Annotated in this window: 14 protein-coding genes; 9 read left to right on the top strand and 5 right to left on the bottom strand. The window is 55.7% G+C overall.

The window, feature by feature from the left end; genetic code table 11:
• The first annotated feature begins 209 nt into the window (after positions 1 to 209).
• From mgtE to OKX01_RS06730, 4 genes are all read left to right on the top strand, one after another.
• Positions 210 to 1,550: a magnesium transporter gene (mgtE, locus tag OKX01_RS06745; protein ID WP_264672664.1), complete on the top strand. Its 1,341-nt coding sequence runs from the start codon at positions 210 to 212 to the stop codon at positions 1,548 to 1,550.
• A 161-nt stretch (positions 1,551 to 1,711) separates the two neighbouring features.
• Positions 1,712 to 4,678, top strand: a complete 2,967-nt coding sequence (locus OKX01_RS06740) for an MHYT domain-containing protein (protein WP_081251553.1) — start codon at positions 1,712 to 1,714, stop codon at positions 4,676 to 4,678.
• The gene (locus OKX01_RS06735) at positions 4,671 to 5,687 is read left to right on the top strand and encodes an HD-GYP domain-containing protein (RefSeq protein ID WP_063693191.1); all 1,017 of its coding nucleotides are present in this window, start codon (positions 4,671 to 4,673) and stop codon (positions 5,685 to 5,687) included. Before OKX01_RS06740 ends, OKX01_RS06735 begins: the two co-directional genes overlap by 8 nt.
• Before the next feature lie 74 nt (positions 5,688 to 5,761).
• Positions 5,762 to 6,325 carry a helix-turn-helix domain-containing protein gene (locus OKX01_RS06730; protein ID WP_223254014.1) on the top strand — a complete coding sequence of 188 codons (564 nt, stop codon included), beginning with the start codon at positions 5,762 to 5,764 and terminating at the stop codon, positions 6,323 to 6,325.
• A gap of 9 nt (positions 6,326 to 6,334) precedes the next feature.
• Here OKX01_RS06730 and OKX01_RS06725 read toward each other — a convergent pair whose 3' ends face one another.
• The 5 genes from OKX01_RS06725 to OKX01_RS06705 all read right to left on the bottom strand — a co-directional run bounded on the left by OKX01_RS06725 (position 6,335) and on the right by OKX01_RS06705 (position 14,177).
• Positions 6,335 to 6,751, bottom strand: coding sequence for a hypothetical protein (locus tag OKX01_RS06725; RefSeq protein ID WP_063693193.1), 417 nt, complete (start codon positions 6,749 to 6,751; stop codon positions 6,335 to 6,337).
• A 12-nt stretch (positions 6,752 to 6,763) separates the two neighbouring features.
• Positions 6,764 to 7,879, bottom strand: a complete 1,116-nt coding sequence (locus OKX01_RS06720) for an aminotransferase class V-fold PLP-dependent enzyme (RefSeq protein ID WP_240513939.1) — start codon at positions 7,877 to 7,879, stop codon at positions 6,764 to 6,766.
• 15 nt (positions 7,880 to 7,894) lie between these two features.
• A complete protein-coding gene (locus OKX01_RS06715) occupies positions 7,895 to 9,193 on the bottom strand; it encodes an MFS transporter (RefSeq protein WP_264672663.1) in 1,299 nt (432 codons plus the stop codon).
• A 99-nt stretch (positions 9,194 to 9,292) separates the two neighbouring features.
• Positions 9,293 to 11,692 (bottom strand): mechanosensitive ion channel family protein, encoded by a 2,400-nt coding sequence (locus OKX01_RS06710; RefSeq protein WP_264672662.1) that lies wholly within the window; start codon positions 11,690 to 11,692, stop codon positions 9,293 to 9,295.
• Between the two features lie 43 nt (positions 11,693 to 11,735).
• Entirely contained in the window at positions 11,736 to 14,177 is a 2,442-nt protein-coding gene (locus tag OKX01_RS06705; RefSeq protein ID WP_264672661.1) for a DUF3772 domain-containing protein, read from the bottom strand.
• Between the two features lie 571 nt (positions 14,178 to 14,748).
• Here OKX01_RS06705 and OKX01_RS06700 point away from each other — a divergent pair.
• From OKX01_RS06700 to OKX01_RS06680, 5 genes are read left to right on the top strand one after another with little or no spacing between them, the layout of a single operon-like run.
• Positions 14,749 to 15,177 (top strand): DoxX family protein, encoded by a 429-nt coding sequence (locus OKX01_RS06700; protein ID WP_264672660.1) that lies wholly within the window; start codon positions 14,749 to 14,751, stop codon positions 15,175 to 15,177.
• Positions 15,178 to 15,231: 54 nt separating this feature from the next.
• Complete coding sequence (locus tag OKX01_RS06695) at positions 15,232 to 15,678, top strand: carboxymuconolactone decarboxylase family protein (protein WP_264672659.1); 447 nt, start codon at positions 15,232 to 15,234, stop codon at positions 15,676 to 15,678.
• A 34-nt stretch (positions 15,679 to 15,712) separates the two neighbouring features.
• A complete protein-coding gene (locus tag OKX01_RS06690) occupies positions 15,713 to 17,290 on the top strand; it encodes a class I adenylate-forming enzyme family protein (protein ID WP_264672658.1) in 1,578 nt (525 codons plus the stop codon).
• Positions 17,291 to 17,299: 9 nt separating this feature from the next.
• Positions 17,300 to 18,037 (top strand): SDR family oxidoreductase, encoded by a 738-nt coding sequence (locus OKX01_RS06685; RefSeq protein ID WP_264672657.1) that lies wholly within the window; start codon positions 17,300 to 17,302, stop codon positions 18,035 to 18,037.
• Between the two features lie 32 nt (positions 18,038 to 18,069).
• The gene (locus tag OKX01_RS06680; RefSeq protein WP_264672656.1) at positions 18,070 to 19,404 is read left to right on the top strand and encodes an aldehyde dehydrogenase family protein; all 1,335 of its coding nucleotides are present in this window, start codon (positions 18,070 to 18,072) and stop codon (positions 19,402 to 19,404) included.
• The last annotated feature ends 94 nt before the right edge of the window (positions 19,405 to 19,498 follow it).

Raw genomic sequence — 19,498 nt, 5'->3', positions numbered from 1 at the left:
CTTCCCGCGCAGACCTCCCTACGATGGCGATATTCTTCACCACGCTGATTGTCTGCTTGGGATAGCACTGAGCGGTTCTATGGGTAAATCATGGATCGATTCACAGACATACTTCACCCCTTCTATCAGCCCTTCCCCCAAAAAAATACTCGCCTGACGTTTCCCACGCCAGACCATTTTCTGTACTTGCACGTCCACTGGAGTACTGCATGTCCCTGCCCCCCTCAACTGATTTACTAGGCCCTCAGACCCCTGTTGCCGACATTGCTCTGGCCCTGAACGAGCTGGAACGGCGCCCGGCCCTGCAAGCTGCCCAAGAGCTGGATAACCAGCGCTTACAAGCCTTGCTGGAGATACCGGAGCTGCGTTGGGCCAGTGCCATTGTGTTGGAGCTAAGCAGCCCCGAGCGCCTGCCGGTGCTGGAAACACTGGCCGAAGACCGTATGGCCGACTTGCTACAGGATCTGGACCACGAGGACCAAGAGCAGATTCTGAGCCGCCTGAGCCAAGCTACCCGCACCTCCATCATGCGACTGATGCACTATCCGGCCGATACCGCCGGCGGCATCATGACCACCGAGTTTCTACAAGTGCCCATGAGCTGGAACGTCGCCCAGACCCTGCAGCATATCCGCGAAGTAGAAAGCACTCGCGAGACGGTCTACGCCATCTATGTCGTTAACGACAAACAACAACTGCAATTTGTCGTGCCCTTGCGCAAACTGGTGTGTGCCGACCCGCAAGCCGCCTTGACTGAACTGTGGAGTGGCGACAGTCCTATCGCCGTGCAGGCGCTGACCGATAAAGAAGCCGTTGCCCAACTGATACGCCGTCACGACTTTCTGGCCATCCCGGTCGTGGACGAGACCCAGGCCATCATCGGCATTGTGACGGTGGACGACGTCATTGACGCCCTCATGGACGAAGCCGCGGAGGACATGAACCGCTTCGGGGGGGCCGAACATATTGGCAAACCTTATTTGCAGGCCGGCTTTAGCACCATGATCCGCAAGCGTGGAGGATGGCTGGCCATTCTGTTTTTGGGTGAAATGCTGACTGCCAGTGCCATGCAGTATTACGAGATACAACTGGAAAAAGCTGTGGTCCTGGCCATGTTCATTCCCTTGATCATGAGCTCGGGCGGTAACTCCGGCTCGCAGGCCACGTCCCTTCTGATTCGCGGACTAGCTCTGGGTGAAGTCCGGGTGCGTGACTGGTGGCGCGTTCTGCTGCGTGAACTGCCTGTGGGCCTGGTGCTGGGCACTATGCTGGGGGCGATCGGCTTTATTCGTATTGAAGTCTGGCAACACCTGGGGCTGTACGACTACGGCGAACACTCCTTGCTGATCGGTTTCACCATCTGGCTGGCCCTGGTCGGGATTGTGACCTTTGGTTCCTGCATCGGCTCCATGCTGCCCTTTATCTTGCAACGCGTCGGTTTTGACCCGGCCAGTGCCTCGGCGCCTCTGGTGGCGACTCTGGTGGACGTGCTCGGTTTGGTCATCTATTTCTCCGTAGCCGCGCTGCTCTTGACCGGAACGCTGCTCTAGTTATGAATATTTTTGTTCTATCCATACAAAAAACTGCACAGTAAGAGACAAACTCGGTAACCTATCCGAATTTCACCGTTACATTCCCTCTGGTAGGCAGGGGAAGCCTGACACATTTCGTCTAACTTGGCCTTCCTGGGCCGCTTCGGACATAAGCACCTATGCAGATACTCGACCAGTTCTTCATCAGTGCGGACCAGATGGCTCCCTTTTTGGTTGGCAGCTATAACAGTGGTCTGGTCATCCTGTCGCTACTGGTTGCCATCTTCTCCTCGGGCATGGCCTTGCACACGGCCCATATTGCCCGCATGGCGGACTTGCGCCTGCATCGCCAGATTGCTATCTGCACGGGTGCCATTGCTCTGGGCGGCGGCATCTGGACCATGCACTTTATTGGCATGCTGGCCTTTGAACTCTGTACCAGCGTCCATTACGACCCGGCCATCACCATGCTGTCGGTTCTGCCCAGCGTGGGCGCATCCTGGGTGGCGCTGCAAATCCTCTCGCAAGCTCGTGTCCAGCGCTTGCACCTGATTGTGGGCGGCATTTTGGTGGGCCTGGGCATAGGCACCATGCATTACAGCGGCATGGCGGCCATGCGGATGGCACCGATGCTGCGCTACGAGCCCTTTACCTTCTTCTTGTCGATTGTGCTGGCGATGGTACTGGCAACCGTGGCCCTGTGGATACGCTTTCGCCTGCATCGCACTCGCCTGACCTTGCTGCAACGTGTGGTGATCAGCGGCATTGTGCTGGGCCTGGCCATCTCCGGCATGCACTACACCGGCATGGCCGCCGCCCGTTTCATAGGCCAGACCACCCCGCCCGATGACATGATCGTCTTCAACAGCACCTTTGCGTCCATGGTGCTGTCTACCTTCACCATTACCGTGACGGTACTGGTTACCGCAGCCAATGGTTTGCTGCGCTATCGCCAGCTGTTTCTGAAGATGGAAGAGAGCGAATCGCATAACCGTGCCATTGTGGATACGGCGATTGACGGCATCATTACCATCAACAGCCACGGGACCATTCTGGACTTCAACCATTCGGCAGAACGCCTGTTTGGCTGGAAAGCCGGTGAAGTGCTGGGCCGCAATGTGAACATGCTGATGCCCGAGCCGGATCGCTCGCGCCATGACAGCTATCTGTCCAATTACCTGCGCAGCAATGATCCCAAGATTATTGGCGTAGGTCGGGATGTGACCGGACTGCGTAAAGATGGCAGTTTGATGCCGATGCGCTTGGCGGTCGGCAAGGTTCGCCAACCAGGCGACCCGCTATTTGTGGGTTTTGTCACCGACATGAGCCGCTACAACGCGCTGACCCAGTCCCTGCGTCAAAGCGCCGAAAAAGCGGAACAGGCGGCCCAGGCCAAAAGTGCCTTCCTGGCCAATATGAGCCACGAAATCCGCACCCCATTGAACGCGATTATCGGCTTTAGCGACTTGATGCTGAACGACCAGCTCAATGCGCAACAGAACAAGCACCTGGCCATCATCAACCAGTCCGCTCGCTCCTTGCTGGCCTTGCTGAACGATATTCTGGACACCACCAAGCTGGAACGAGGCTCGGTGGAGCTGGAACAGGTCGATTTTTCCTTGATTGAACTGTGCGAGCAGGTCATGGCCTCGCTGCGTTTGGCCGCCGACGCCAAGAACCTGGAATTCCGTCTGAATTATGCGCCCAATCTGCACCCCTTTTACAAAGGCGATCCGCTGCGTATTCAGCAAGTGCTGAACAATCTGATCGGCAATGCCATCAAATTCACACAAAGCGGTGCAGTGCGCGTAGAGGTGAACCCGGAACCCGGACGCAATGCCGTTTCCATCCGTGTCACCGATACCGGCATCGGCATGACGCCCGATCAGCTGCGCCATGTATTTACCCCCTTTACCCAGGCCGACGTGTCCATCAGCCGCCGTTTCGGTGGGACGGGGCTGGGCGTGTCCATTGCGCGCCAGCTGGTCGACTTGATGGGCGGTACGCTGGAAGTTCAAAGCACCCTGGGCGTAGGCAGTGTGTTCGAGGTCCGCATTCCACTGGAGCCCGGTAAAGAGCCCAGCCTGAACCCGGACGATCCTCATCTTCCGCAACTGCCTCCTTTGCGCATTCTGGTGGCTGATGACGTCAGCCTGAATCAGGAACTGTTGACCCTGGCACTGGAGCAGCACGGGCATTCGGTGATTGCTACCGATAATGGCCACAAAGTGCTGGAACTGCTGTCCGAGGAAGACTTTGATGTGGCCTTGCTGGATGTCCATATGCCCGAGCTGGACGGCCTGGAAACCGCCCGCCGCTGGCGCGAGCAGGAACGCCGCGAAGCACGCCTTCCCTTGCCCCTGATTGCACTGACCGCCAGCGTCATGGAATCCGATCGCCGCGCCGCACAGGAAGCCGGCATGAACGGCTTTGCCACCAAACCGCTGGACCTGCCCTCTTTGCTGCAGGAAATTGCCCTGGTCATGGGGTTAAGCCCCACTGACTCTACGGAGCACAACGTTGAGCCGCAAGAGAGCAGCCTGATCGATTGGGACATGGGCCTGAGTCTGTGGGGCTCGGAAGTCCGTCTGCGTCGCGCCCTGCTCAGTTTCCTGTCAGACCTGCATACCCGCTACCCGCTTGACGAAATCAAGCAGCCCTCACCGAACTGGGAAATTGTGCTGGGCAGCCTGCACGGTATTCGCGGCACCTCCGGCAATCTGGGCCTGCCACAAGTCTCTGCCCTGAGTGCCGAGCTGGAAGACAAAATTCGGCATGGTCAGACTCGCCAGATGCGTGGCCGTATTGAGCAGCTGCAGGACATGTTCAGCCGCATTGCCCACGAGTTAAGCCATCATGGCGCCCCCACGCCCTATTCGAACCCGCAAAACATCGTGGTGCACACCCCCGACGTGGCCTTGAACTACCTCCATATCCTGCATAACAGTGTCTTGCTCAACGAGCTTGATGAACCCGCCTTGCAGGTGGTTTGCCAGTACCTGGAAAGCACAGGGCAAACGGATACCCTGAATAATCTCAATAAAACTATAGACGTATTCGACTTTGCTCAGGCCAGTATCATCCTGTCCGCGCTGATCAAAGACCTGAATGCCAGCTTGGCCAAGGATACGCCACGCCATGAATGAATTTACCGCGCCACGCTCTACCCTCTTGCTCATCGATGACGAGCCGGCCAACCTTCAAATTCTTCGTCATACCCTGCAACAGGACTACCGCTTGCTCTTTGCCAAAGATGGCGTCAAGGCACTGGAGCTGGCGCAACGGGATCTGCCCGACCTGATCCTGCTGGACATCATGATGCCGCAAATGTCGGGCTACGAAGTCTGTCGGGCCTTGAAGGCAGACATCAAGACCCGGCATATTCCTATCGTCTTTGTGACGGCGCTCTCGCAACCACATGACGAGCAAATGGGCCTGGACATGGGGGCGGTGGATTACATCTCCAAGCCCTTCAATCCGGCGATTCTGAAGGCGCGCATCCGCAACCATCTGTCTTTGGTGCAAATGCAGGAACTGCGCGATAGCCGCCTGCAAATTATTCGATGCCTGGGTACGGCCGCCGAATACAAGGACAACGAGGTTGGCCGCCACGTTATCCGTATGAGCCACTACACCCGCATTCTGGCGCACTGGCTGGGCTACTCCAGTGAAGCGGCCGACGAGTTGCTGCATGCTGCACCCATGCACGATATCGGCAAAATCGGTATCCCCGACTCCATCCTGCAAAAACCCGGCAAGCTGACAGCCCAAGAGTGGAAAATCATGCGTACGCACACCTTGATTGGCGCCCGCATTATTGGCCAGCACTCCCATGGCCTGCTGAAACTGGCGCGCACAATTGCACTGTATCACCACGAAAAATGGGATGGCAGCGGTTATCCCTACGGCTTGAAGGGCGAGGAAATCCCCCTGCCCGCCCGCATTGTGGCCGTGGCCGATGTCTTTGACGCCCTCGCCAGTGACCGGCCCTACAAGAAAGCCTGGAGTGTGGAACGCTGTATCAGCTATCTGCGCGAGCAATCCGGCCTGCACTTTGATCCGCAACTGGTGGCCCTGCTGGACAAATGCTTGCCCGAAATGCTGCATATCAAGGAAAAATGGGCGGACGATCCGCATACGCTGGCCAAGGCATAGACAGGCCCCAAGCTCATCCGCAACTCTGCTGTCAGACTGGCCGTTCGCCCTCAGCCCGGCAGGCCTGTCTTACAATGACGGCTTTATCATCTCCTGCCCGATCCTACATGGCCGCTTTGCGTATTCGCCAAGTCCGACTTCATAAAAAACTGTCTTTGCGCAAGCTCGCCGAGCTGGCCGAGGTCTCCCCGGGCCTGATCAGCCAGGTAGAGCGCGGCTTGACCCAGCCCAGTCTGGACACCTTGCGCCAGATCGCGCGTGCGCTGGATACGCCTTTGTTTTCCTTGCTGGATGACAATGTGGAACAAGTGGCGGTGGTGCGCCAGAACGAGCGCATGAGCATTCAATCCGCCTCGGGCGTGCAGTATCAGCGGGTATCGCCCGGCTTTGGCAGTATCGAAATGCTGGCGGGCTTTTTGCCGCCGGGCGGAAGCTCGGTCGGGCAGCGCTGGAGCCACCCTGCCGAGGAATGTGTGCTGGTGACCGAAGGCCAGCTACTGGTCGATGTGGGGGATGATCAGCACTGCTTGCAAACGGGCGACAGCTGTTATTTCAACTCCAGCCTGCCCCATGCCTATCGCAATCCTTACGACAAGGATGTGCGTTTTATTGTGGCGATCACCCCGCCCAGCTATTAAGCGCCAGAACTAGGCCGCGCTGTGCAGCTGGGCCTGGATCAGATCCAGCTCGGTTTCATGGCAACGCTGCAAACGCAGCCAGCGGCTTTCATCCATGTCTGCACCGCGTGTCGCCAGCATGATCAAAATGCAGGAATCCTGATCCAGCGGCTGCACCATGGCGCTGATGCGTGGCGTGCGTTGCGTGGCGCTGCCGACCCAGTAGCGAATCAGCCCTTGCTCGGCCAGAATCTCCACGCTGACATGGGTCTGGCCACCGTCAAACAAGGACGTGCCCACGACCAGGCCCGGCTCCACCGTTTGCGTATCAAAGCAGCCCAGGGACCAGCGTCCCAGAGCATCCAGATCCGCCATATAGTCCATCACGACCTTGGCCGGTCGTTCGATACGGCGGCTGGCTTGATGCGCCCAAGTTTGGCTATCCATCCCTGTTTCTCCTTACCAACCGGCTTGCAAGGTGTCGCACAGGCGCAGCACATCCTGCTCGGTGCAGACATTGCCGGGCGACAAGCGCAAAACGCCATCACGCTGGTCACAATACAGCTCCTGCTCGCGCAACTGATCCACCATGGCCTGCGCACGCTGGGCACTGCTGGCACGCAACATGATGCTGCCGCCGCGCTCATTCTCGGCCAAGGGCGTCAGCACGGGCCAATTGGCCTTGTCTGCACGATCCAGCAAGATAGCCGTCAATGCCCGGTTTTGTTCCAGCAATTTTTCCACGCCGGTTTCCAGCACAAAACGCATGCCAGGCAAGGACGCGATACTGCCCAAAATAGCCGGTGTGCCATGGTCAAAACGACGTGCGCCTTCGGCATAGCTGAACTGGTCCAGATTCCAGTTAAAGGGATCTTCCTGGCTGAACCAGCCACGGAACTCGGGTTCGCACTGCTCGATCAGATCCGCACGCACGTGCAAAAGGCTGGCTCCCGACACGCCGCAGGCCCACTTCAAGGACGCCGACAAGGTAAAGGCCACGCCTTCATGCACGGTAAACGGCACCAGACCGGCCGCTTGCGTCAAATCCAGCGCCATCAGGCTGCCATGCTCCGTCGCACACTGCGCCATACGATCGACATCCACCCGGTGCGAGGATGTCGAGCTGACCCAGGTCACCAGGGCCAGGCCCACGTTGTCGTCCCAGGCATTGATGAAATCGTCATCCGTCACATAGGACAGGCCCGCGCTCAGGGGCACGGTACGGAGGGTGAAACCCAGACGCAGGGCCAGCTTTTGCAGTAGAAAATGCAGGCTGGGGAAGCAATCAGCGGCGACCAGCAAGGTACGCCCTTTGAGCACATGCGCAGGCAAGGAGCCCAGAATGCTGTAGAGGCCACCAGTGACGTTTTCGCTAAGCGCAATATCCTTGGAGTCCGCGCCAATCAGGCTGGCCCAGGCATCCATGAACGCCTGTTTCTGGCCCAAGGCGTAGCCCCACTGGCCATCATCCTGTGCCGACCAGACCTGGCTGAACTGATCCAGTTCGGCACGCATGGCGGCTTCCTTGCCCTCGAACATGCCAATGGAGTGATAAAGAAAATATCCGGACATCATTCACTTCCTTGAAAATCAATCGGCCAACTGACGGCCAGAGGTTTCCTGCACCGTGCTCAGGGCGGCAATCCCGATCAGCGCCACCACCATCACATAGAAGGCGGGTGCCATGCTGGAACCGGTCAGGCCCGTCAGCCAGGACGCCACGAACGGCGCCGTCGCTCCACCCAGAATGGTGGCGATGTTAAAGCCCAGCGACACGCCGCTATAGCGCACTCGCGTAGGGAACAATTCGGCATACAAGGGATAGCCCACGGCCTGGACCACGATGAAGGGCAAAATGGACACGGCTACGGCAATGACCGCCAGCGGGAAACTGCCCCAGGAGGCAACCCACATGGTCAAGGGCACTAGCACCAGATAGCCCAGCAAGCCAATCGTCAACAAAGGCTTGCGACCGAAGCGGTCAGACAGGCCGCCGGCAAAAGGCATGATGAAGGCCGAGCACAAGGTGACCAGGGAAATCAGCCAGAACACCGCAGTGCCGTCGTATTTCAGGGTGTGGATCAAGTGGGTACTCAGGTAGACCACGCCCACGTAACCTGCCGCATTCTGGGCAAAACCAATGGCAATGACCTGCAAGAGGGGGCGGCGGTAATCACGCACAATCAAGGACAAGGGCGAATGCTCGGGGTGATGGCTTTTGAGCATTTCCTTGAAGCGCGGCGAATCCTCAATGCGCGAACGGGCCCAGACGCACAGAATGATCAAGGGAATGGACAGCAAAAAGGGAATGCGCCAGCCCCAATCCAGCATGGCTTCCTTGCCCACCAATGCCGTCACCAAACCAGCTACCCCCGTGGCCAGGGACAAACCCAAAGTGGCCGCTGCCGGATTGAATGCACCAAAAAAACCGCGCTTGCCGGGGGGCGAGCATTCCGCCACATACGTGGCCGCGCCGGTAATTTCACCCCCGGCAAAAAAGCCCTGCAGCAAACGGCACAGCAAGAGCAAGGCCGGCGCAGCCAGGCCCAGGGTAGCGTAGGTGGGCAGCATGCCCATTAATGCACTGGCCACCCCGATGCCCACAATGGTGAACATCAAGGCAGCGGTACGACCATGCTTGTCACCGAACCAGCCAAAGAAGATCCCGCCCAAGGGCCGGGCCAGAAAGGCGCCGCCAAACACGACCAGCGTGGACAGCAAGGCCGCATTTTCATTACCGGCGTGGAAAAACAGCACGCTCAGCGTGACCGCCAGGACGCCGTACAACTGAAAATCGTAGTACTCGATCATGGTGCCTAAACCAGCAGCACTGGCAGCACGCCAGGGCGATACGGGTGCTTCGCCCTGAGAGGACTGTTTCTTGCTCATGTCTCATCCATCCTGATGCGCATCACGCGCTTTTTCTGTTTAGTGTGGCTAAACAAATTATACGGATGAATATTTCAGCTTTCAATCACTGGGAAAACCCTAAAGGTCTTCGTCCTCGGCCCTGTCCTTGTCCATGGCTTCCTGCACCCAGCGTTGCGCCGGATGCAAGCTGATGCCCTGCTGACGCAGACGGCGCAAGATATCCAGCATCAGGTTGCTGCGCACCCGGCGGTGCACCCGCATGCTGTTGATGAAACAACGCGTACTGAACGCGACCCCATCACCAAAAATCCCGTCACACGACAGGATGGGGGCAGGCTCGTCCAGAATTTCCGGCTCGGACAGCACAGCGTCGCGCAGAATCTGCATGACGGCATCCGCGTCCACATCCAGCGGGAACAACAAGCGGGACTCAATCGCCCCCAGAGAGGTGGGCGTGTAGGTCAGGTTGCGTACCTGCCGCCCCATCATCTGGGCGTTGGGAACCATCACCATCGTGCGATCAAACCGCTCCACATACGTCGCCCGCAAACGGATCTGGCGCACATTGCCTTCGCTGCCCTCCACTTCCACCCAGTCCCCGACTTTGACGGGGCGCTCCACCATCAGCATCAAACCGGAAGCAATGTTCTGCACAATACCCCGCAAGCCAAAACCCACCCCCACCGTCAAAGCCGTAAAAATCCAGGTAACGGACTCAATCGGCACACCCAGCATGGATAAGCAGATCACCAACAAAACGAAGTAAGCGACATAGCCCACCATGCCGACGATGGCATTTTGCAGGCCGGGTTCCAGAGTGGTGTTGGGCATGTAACTCTGACGTAACCAGGTACGCAGAAAGTGGATCAGTACCGCCCCCACCAGCATCACGCCCAAGGCAATCAGCCACAAGTCCAAACGCCACTGCACGGCCCCCAAGCGCAAGGCCTCACGCGAGACATCCAGGCCCGACTCCAGCATCTGTTTGGGTTCAGTCAGCCAATCCCCGCTGACCATCCAGATGGCCAGACCCAAAACAGTCATACGGGCGATAGCAAAAAACACAATAATGAACTGACTTTGCACGCGAATCGGCGCTGCATCCGGATCGTGGCTGCGATGACGCAGATACGCCAGCAAAGAGTCCGCCATGTCCTGCAACCACACCATCCCCACGTAGGCCAGCAAGCCCAGAAGCAAGGGCATGGTCATGAAATGCGACATCAAGTCATCCGACAGGCCTTGCCAGCCTGCGATGAACAAGCCCAACACCAGGGTGTACACGAGGACACCGCCTTTAAAGGCCAAACGCGCCCAACTGCGACCTGTTCTGCCTGCCCCCTGCCCCGAAGCGTCCGTACGGTTGAATAGCTCGTCACGCAAAACCCACAAACCATAGCCGTACAGGATCAGATACAGCAGGCTGCTCACACCGTCAGCCAGCGACTGAAATGCATCCGAGACACCTATCGATCCTCGGAAAAAACCACTTATGACGTCCGCGTAGACGACCAGAAAGAAAGCGGGCGCAAAGTAACGCAGTCGACGTTGAGTCTGCGTGGACACAGGGATCAAACGCCAGGAAGCCCGAGGCTGCAGCACTATACCCTTGATACAGGCTAGCGCCACGGCCGCCACCCATGCACCCACTTTCAAGTAAGCCAGGAGCTCCAACTGGGTTTGAACAAGATCTGGCCGCTGAAACACCCGTTCAATCAACTGATCCACCACCACCCAGATGGCGATAAACCATAAGAAAAAATTGGCGATGGTCAGGCTGGAGCGACGCAAACGCCCAGTTGGCAGATAACGGCTTACCCAAACTGGCATGCCGCGAAACAATACCAGCATCAACAACACAACAGCGGCCGCCATCCACAATGAAGCACTACTTTGCCGCCAACTGCTGTTGCTCCACGTTTCACGCCATTGCTGAGCAAAGTCGGACAGTTTCTGGCGGTCTGCAGGCCAGGCCTGGCCCAACTCGGGCAGGCTTTCCAGCAACATCAGGGAGGAATCGCGTTGCCAGCGCTTGGCGTGCTCGTAACGCTCGGTCGCCTCTCGCAATAGTTGGCGGGTCTGCTGCGCTTCCAGCTGTACCAGGCGCGCTACGCGCAAATCAGCGCGCAAGGCCGCATCAGCCCGTCGTAACTGCATTCGCTCGTTATGAAGCGTAACTTGATCCGCCTCATCCCCCGCGTCCTCGCCCAACTCTTGCAAACGGGCTCGCAACAGGCGGCTGCGGCGCTCCAAGGACTGCACCGTCCGGCCAGACAGCTCCAGCGCCTGCAACAGTTTCTGATCTTGCTCGTAAGCACGCTCCGGTTGTATCGAGATCTTGTTGTCGTCCAGACGGTACTGCATCAGGCGGATTTCGTCCTGAGTCCGCTGCAGATCGCGCATCATTTGACGCTCTTGCTCGACCTCGGACAAGGCTTGTGCCTGTGCGCTTGCCCAGGCCCCCATCAGGCTCAGGCACAAGAGCAAGACCTGTACACCTAGTCGTAGCGGCTTCATGGTTTCCGTCTCCCTGGACCCTGCCTGTTGTTGTTATCTGGATTTAATCATTCAACAAGGGATTATTGTTTTCTGTCTGGCTGGCCGCCGGCGTCGTTGGCAAGACCGTCATGGTTTGCGTATGGTGCAACGCCAACCCTTCTTTTCGCAACTCATCCAGAATATCGAACATCAAGACGCTACGTACCCGGCTGCCAATACGAGGTGACGAGACATAGCAGGTGGCGGTGAACTGCAAACCATTGGCATCAAAGCCATCGAGTGTCACATCCGGTGCGGGGTCGGCCAATACATCGCTATAGTTCTGCATCACATCCAGCATGATAGAACGCACCCGTTTAGCGTCCGTGTCGATAGGCATATTGATCTTGACTTTCACCACCCCCAAAGGATTGCTCAAGGTCACATTGCGCACGGTTTTGGTGATGAATTCGGAGTTCGGCACAATCAGGGTGGAGCGGTCAAACATCTCGATTTCTGTGGCACGAGCATTGATCTTGCGAACATTGCCCTCCACCCCGTTCAGGCTGACCCAATCGCCGATTTTGATGGGACGCTCGGCCAGCAGGATCAAACCCGACACGAAGTTCTGCACCACCGCCTGCAAACCAAAACCGATACCCACGGACAAGGCGGAAATCACCCAGGCCATGCGCTCCAGGCCAACTCCCAAAGACGAAATTGCCGTGGCCACCACAATGAAATAGCCCACGTAGCTAAACAGATTGGCGGTAGACACGCGCATACCGGGATCAATACGCGTTGCGGGCAAAAGCTGGTTGGCAACCCAGCGTTGCAAGGTTTTCACGAACACAATACCCAGAACCAGAATCAGCACCGCCAGCAACACAGAGCTAGGTTTGAGCTGCACCTGTCCTAGAGAAAAACCCGTGACCAAAAAACCAAGACGACGCTGCAACCACTGCGTGGGGTCTTCCCCAAAGGGCAGCAAGACCAGCGTAATGGCCGTGATAATCAAGCACAGACGCAGAGCCCCGGACAATACAATCACAATCTGGCTGCTGCCGCGCAATTGTGAACTGGTCCATTCATTAGCAGCCCGCTTTTCCTTGAACTGCAGCAACAGGCTTTGGCCGATATCGGCAATCAGCGCGACCAGCACATAACAGGTGCAAATCACCAGACTTAGCCACAACATCTCCTGCACAATCAAGCTGCTCAGCGCGATATAACCGAGCAAAAAGGCGATCATGCCCAGCACAATCACCACCCCCAGGGTGATGGGAATAGCCCGCAACCAGGTCGTCCCGTGCTGTACGGGGGCCGTTTTTTGCGGGTCGTCACCCGCGTCAGGCGCCGGCGTCTTGTCCCGCCCCTGACTTAAATTCCAGGCGGCGATGGCGATAAAAATGCTCAGGGTCAACGTGTTAAAGCTGTTGACCAATAACGTCGTGCTTAGCGTGGCGTTGATCAGTCCCAGCAATTGCTGCGACATCCAGGTCAAGGCCACCATGATGCCCAGCGCCAGCGGCAGCCAGGCCAACTTCAAGGCGACCTTGCTGGGAATAGGAGGCAAACGCCAACTAGGACGTTGTGCTGACAAGAGCACACGCCCCATTCCCGTCACAAAACCACCCAGATACAAGGCAAACACGGATTTGGACACAAAGCTGGCCAGATTCGCAGTCAGATTGCCGTTCCAATAAAACAGCCCTGCCGCCACCGAAGCCAGCAAACCGGGGGTCAGGCTATAGAGCACGATCAACGCGGTGGCATAAAAAGAGCGTCGCAGGCGCGACGGCTTGGTGTGGCTGATGGTAAAGCGCTCCAGCCCCCGCACCGCCCATACAGACAGGCCCAGCAATACCAGGGCTAACGCTGCGGCCAACCACGGCACATAAGCGGGCAAGTCCGTAACCCGCTGGGCCAGATCCTTGCGCATGCGCTCTACCCGAGCCAGATCACCGGGTAAATCACGCGATACATTGCGCCAGAAGCGCGGCGTCAAAACCGATTGCGACTGTCGCCCCAGCTCCGCCTGAAAAATCACGCGGCGCTGCTTGGACACCTGATCCAGGCCTTGCGTGGTTTCCACTCCAATCAAACGGGCCAGCTTGATCATGCCGTCCAGTTCGGTCACCGTTTGCTGCAACTGTGCGCGCTGACGGGCAATGTCCTCGGATTCGCCGGCCGGGTCATCGACCGGCCCCAACTGAGTCAACCGCGCCGTGACACTCAATAACTCGGGCTCCAGACGCATGCTCATATCCTGCGCCTGCTCTTGCGCCAGCAAGAGCTGGTTGCGCAGAGCCACCAGATCCGTATCACCTAAACCGTCATTTTTGTGCAAACGCTCCTGCACCGTTTGCAGCGTGTCCCGCAATTCATTCAAAGACTCACTGGCCTGGGCAGGCGTCCAGGCTACCGTCTCAGCCGCAGTGGAAACCGTCGCCATGCTCAGCGCAAGCACCAGCAGCCACAAGGACAAAAAAGTACCCAGGCGCGAACGGCGAAAAGCGTGCATCAATAAAACTCCGGCTAAACCATCAGGCCCCTCATGAAATCGTCAGGGCAGCAGAAACATGCACAGAATACCGAAAGAATCATCCTCTTGGCACAAAACAGAAGGGGCCAACAACAAATTCCCCCGTTCTCAACCGGCTCAGATCATCTTGCACAGCATGCCCTGCCCCACTTTTCCACGGTCACTTTCAAGTTTCCCCGGATAGCAAGTCGGCTAACACTCTAAGCAAAGTTCAAAAAAACGTCTTAAAAACCAGCCGCAAAAAGAGAAAAACCCAACAGAGTAATCAAAGAAAATTAAAAAACAATAAAAACCCCAAAAAACAAAAAGCATTATCCATAATCATTTTTTTGATTAAAAATTAAGTTATTCTTGCAGCATGCTTTAACTATAAGATGGCTATTAAATATAAAAAAACAAAGAAAATAAAAAATCAGGCGACAAACAATCAACAGATAAAATCACAATAAAAACAATTAGCCGCTAAATAGTTAGGCAATTTGAAAACTTTTTTTGAAATATAAAGAAAGGAATAATTGTGCTCCTTACCAAATACAGCAGAAATACCAAGATGACATCCATCGTGCTTTTTTTAAGACTGTCGCTTGCCCTCACACTTTTATCTGCGGTGGCAGACCGCTTTGGGCTTTGGGGGGAGTTAAATAATTTCGATATCACGTGGGGCGGAATGCACCGATTCCACCAGGATGTAGAGGGCCTGACGCCGTGGCTTTTTTCAGCTGCCATTCCCGCACTGAGCTGGTTTGTCACCCTTTTGGAATTGCTGCTGGGCATTGCCTTGCTCCTTAACTACAAAAGCGCGCTGGCGGCTCTACTCAGCGGTGTGCTGTTTCTGATTTTTGCTCTGAGCATGAGCTTTTTCCTGAGCACAAAACTCATGATCAATTTCAACGTCCTGGTCTGCTCGGCCAGTGCCTTGCTGCTATGGCAGCTAGAAAAAGACCGAACCTGCCAAGACGGTAGCAAAACCCAAGGCTAAAACCGGCGTATTCACAAGAACGCCCCAACCCTTTTCCCACTGACAGGAGATCCCGTGTCTGAGACTCGACTTAACCCATCCAATTTGTCCCCCAACATCTACAAGACCATCGTCAAGTACGACGCCCAGATCTATAGCGAGACCACGCTGAACAAAGAATTGATTGAGCTGGTCAAGGTCAGAATCTCGCAACTGAACGGCTGCGCATTTTGCATTGATGTCCATAGCAAACATGCGCTGAGCCTGGGCATTTCCGAACGAAAACTTCTGCTTTTAAATGCCTGGAAAGAAGCCCCCCTGTTCACTGAGCAAGAGCAGGCCGCGCTGCGCTGGGCTGAGCAAGTGACCTTTATTCAGAATCTGGAGGACAAGCAGACGCATCTGCAGGAACTCAAGGCTCACTTCAATGACAAGGAAATCGTTGATCTGACGTACCTGATCGGCTTGGTCAACGTCTGGAACCGCTTGGCCATCAGCATGAACTACGAAATCAGCCGCTAACAAACAGACCATTTTCCATACAAGAGGGTGATTTATGATCGACGAGCTGCATCTGGATGAACTGCTCAATGACGAGCATCTTGGAGCAGGCAATTTCATCCACAAAATCCATGAAAAATTCTATCAGGGTAGTGATAAAAAGATTCTGTCCCTGATCGACAATGAAGCGTGCAAAAAGCAAGATTTCTCTATTCAGGAAATCATTGAAACGGCCAGACGGATTGCTTCATCCTACGAACAAACAGGTGTCAAACCCAAGGAAGTGGTCAGCCTGTATTTTCAGGACAGCATCGACTACTTCTTGCATTTCTTGGCCTTGAACAGTATCGGGGCCATTCCTGCACTGATCAATGGCGAGCTGAACACCGATATTTTGCTCAAGTTCTTGCACAGCGTACGTCCCAACCACCTTGTAATCACACCCGAAAAAGAAGCAGAGATCACACGGGTATTCGCACAAGCGAACTACCGCTTGCCCGTACACACGATTGACGCGTTAAAAACACGACAACAAGCCACGTCACGGCCTTTCTATTCGCATGAACCACAAGACGTGATCATGATTGGACACACGTCGGGGACCACTGGCATTCCCAAGGCGGTCATTTTCACGCATGAATCCATGTTTCATGGCGTCAGGTCGCAGGTCAAGAAACAGAAAGGGGACAACATCCTGTCCATCCTGCCCCACTCCCATGGGGCCTCGATTTCACTGCTGATGCTCTCTTTCACCCGTGGGGCACACGTCACTATTCTCAGCAAAAAAGATCCCGCAACCATTATCCGGGCAGTGCGGGAAACCCGTCCCAATGTCGTCATTGCTTTTCCGAAAGTCTACGTAGACCTGTGCCGTCACACACTGAACGAATCCGACTTCCAATCCATCAGCTACTGGATTGCAACCGGCGATGCCAGCCATGAAAAACACATCAGAAAACTGGTATCCCTGGGCCATCACGAGCGGGACGGGCAAACGGTTCCAGGCTCGTTCTTTGTCGACAATCTGGGTTCGTCGGAATTTGCCTTTGCCATTTTCAGAAACGTCCACTCTCCCCAATCCGACAATTACAAGCGTTGCATTGGAAAACCGTTTCCCTGGGTTGACGTGGCTGTTTTCAATGAGCAAGGACAATATCTTCAAGAAAACAGCGTAGGCCGGCTAGCGGTGAAATCCAAATCGGTGACTCAAGGGTATTGGAACAACCACTCCCTGACCGAGATGAACAAGATTGACGGCTATTGGCTGACGGGTGATCTGGTCTATTTTGATGAAAAGCGGAATTTCTATCATGTAGACAGAACCAACGATTCACTCTCGTTTAATAACGTGGAAATTTATAGTTGTCAGATCGAAGAAGCGATTATTGCGGACATCAATGAAGTCTTCGAGGCCACGGTCATCATGACCGATAACAATGAGCTGATCGCCTATATCGAACTGCTTGATTCCTGCGCAGTGTCAAAAGATGAAATCACTGAACGAATCAATCAGCTCATGCGGCAAAAAAACTGGCCAGCCCTATCCACGGTTGAATTCCAGTCTGCTAACGAATTCATCGGCGTAACAGGCAAGAAGCTGAAACGACAGCTACGCGAATTGGCCCACTCATAAGGAAAAAGTATGCAAAAAACATGCCTGATCACCGGAGCCAGCAGAGGGATTGGCTATGAGACCGCCAAGGGTCTGGGCCATAAAGGCCATAAGGTCTACATCACGGGGCGCAATAGCCAAAAAGGCCAGGAAGCGGCCCAGAAACTGAGCCAGGAAGGCATACAGGCCCGCTTCATTGAACTGGACATTACGGATCCGCAGTCCATTGTCCGCGCACGCACGCAATTGGCCCAACACGAGGAAAAGCTGGACGTACTGATCAATAACGCCGGCATCATGATCGACTCCATTTTCACCCCTGACAAGGTCTCGTTTGAGGACTTTTCCTCTACCTTGTCGACCAATACCACCGGCCCCTACTTTCTTATCCAGGAATTCATGCCGCTGCTGGCCAAGTCGCCCGATGCGCGCGTTATCAATATGTCCAGCGACCTGGGAGCCCTGTCCCAGGCCTCGGACCCGCAGTCCCGATTCGACGCTGTGCTGGCCCCTGGCTACCGTATTTCCAAAGCGGCATTGAATATGGTCACGCTGATCTACGCCAAACACTTTCGGGACACTGACATCAGCATCTGCTCCTGCAGCCCTGGATGGTGTCAAACCAGCCTGGATCCCCACATTGACTCCTCCAAGGCGCCCAACACGGCCCTCGATGGTGCCCAAACACCGATCTGGCTTGCCGCAGAGGCCAACAAAGCCGACATCAACGGTCAGTTTTTCTATAAAAAATCCACCATCAACTGGTAGCGTTTTTCATTACGATACCGAAGGAGAGCCCTATGGACACCCTAGCCTCACCAGAACACAGCCTTGCAGACAGCGCCCTGGTCACCGTCCAGAACGCCGTTCAGGCGCAACCCGCACTCGAACAAGCCAGCGACGAGCAAATTGATGCGTTGATTACCGACATTGCCCAGGCATTTGAACAAAAACTGGAGTACTGGGCCCAAACCGAACTGGACGCCACGCGCATCGGTAACCTGCCTGACAAGATACACAAGCTTGGCTTGGTCACCGACCGGGTTTACCGGGAACTCTACGGTGAAAAAACCTATGGCCGCCTGCATGGCAGCAAAACCTTTATTGAATACGCCAGTCCGGTAGGCGTCATTTTCGCCATTGTTCCGCTGACCAATCCGGTGCCAAATTCGCTGTTCAAAACCCTGCTCAGCCTCAAGACCCGAAACGCCCTGATTCTGAGCTATCCCCGCAAATCGGATCAACTGGGAGCGCAGGTGGTGGCCACGGTTCAAGCGATTCTAAAAAAGCACCACCTGCCTGAAACGCTGATTCAAGCCGTGCAGACGCCTTCGCGTGAGACGACCCAGCTCATCATGCAGTCAGACCAGGTCTCCTTGATTCTGGCAACCGGTGGCGGCGACCTGGTGAAAACAGCCTATAGCTCCGGCACCCCAGCCATCGGAGTCGGCCCAGGCAATGTCCCAGTCTATGTCAGTGCCAGCGCAGACCTGTCACAGGCAGCCGACGATATTTTGCAAGGCAAAACCTATGACAACGGCATTGTGTGCGGCTCTGAAAGCAACATCATTATTGATGAGCGTGTTTACGAGGAATTTGTCGAGATTTTGAAACAGAAAGGGGCGCTGTTGATATCGGAAAAACAGCATATCGATGCCCTTTTTGATGACAGCACAGGCCGACTGCACCGCACACTGATTGGCGTTGACGCCATGACCTTAGCCAAGCAAATGGATGTGGACAGCCCCACACCGATCAAGCTGATTCTGATTGCCGCCGATCCCGAGCAGCACGCCTTCCTGAGCCGGGAAAAAATGGCTCCGATTGTGACGCTATACAAATCTGAGGCCGGCCAGGGAATCAGTCTGGCGGCAAAATTGTTGTGGCAGGAAGGAGCCGGGCATTCAGCCGTCATCCACAGCAAAGATCAGGACGAGATTCATCAGTTTGCCAGCACCCTGCCTGCCGGGCGCATTCTGGTCAATATGCCCGCTACCCAAGGCATGTTGGGCATCAGCTCGGATATCCCGCTCTCGTTCATGCAAGGGTCGGGATCCTGGGGAGGCAATATTTCTACCGAACCCGTGCATTGGCGGCACCTGGTCAATATCAAGCGTTTGACGTTCAAGAAATAAGCCTCAAGGCTGCAACAGGCCCGCTTCCTCGCTGATCCGGCGATAGCCTTTCGGGGAGGATACGGGGCCTGGACAGCCATGTCCGACCCATGAA

The organism is Alcaligenes sp. SMD-FA, from assembly GCF_025960365.1.
Lineage (GTDB): Bacteria > Pseudomonadota > Gammaproteobacteria > Burkholderiales > Burkholderiaceae_B > Alcaligenes > Alcaligenes aquatilis.
Note: the sequence above shows the minus strand (reverse complement) of the source record. Positions and strands in the feature narration are given on the sequence as shown.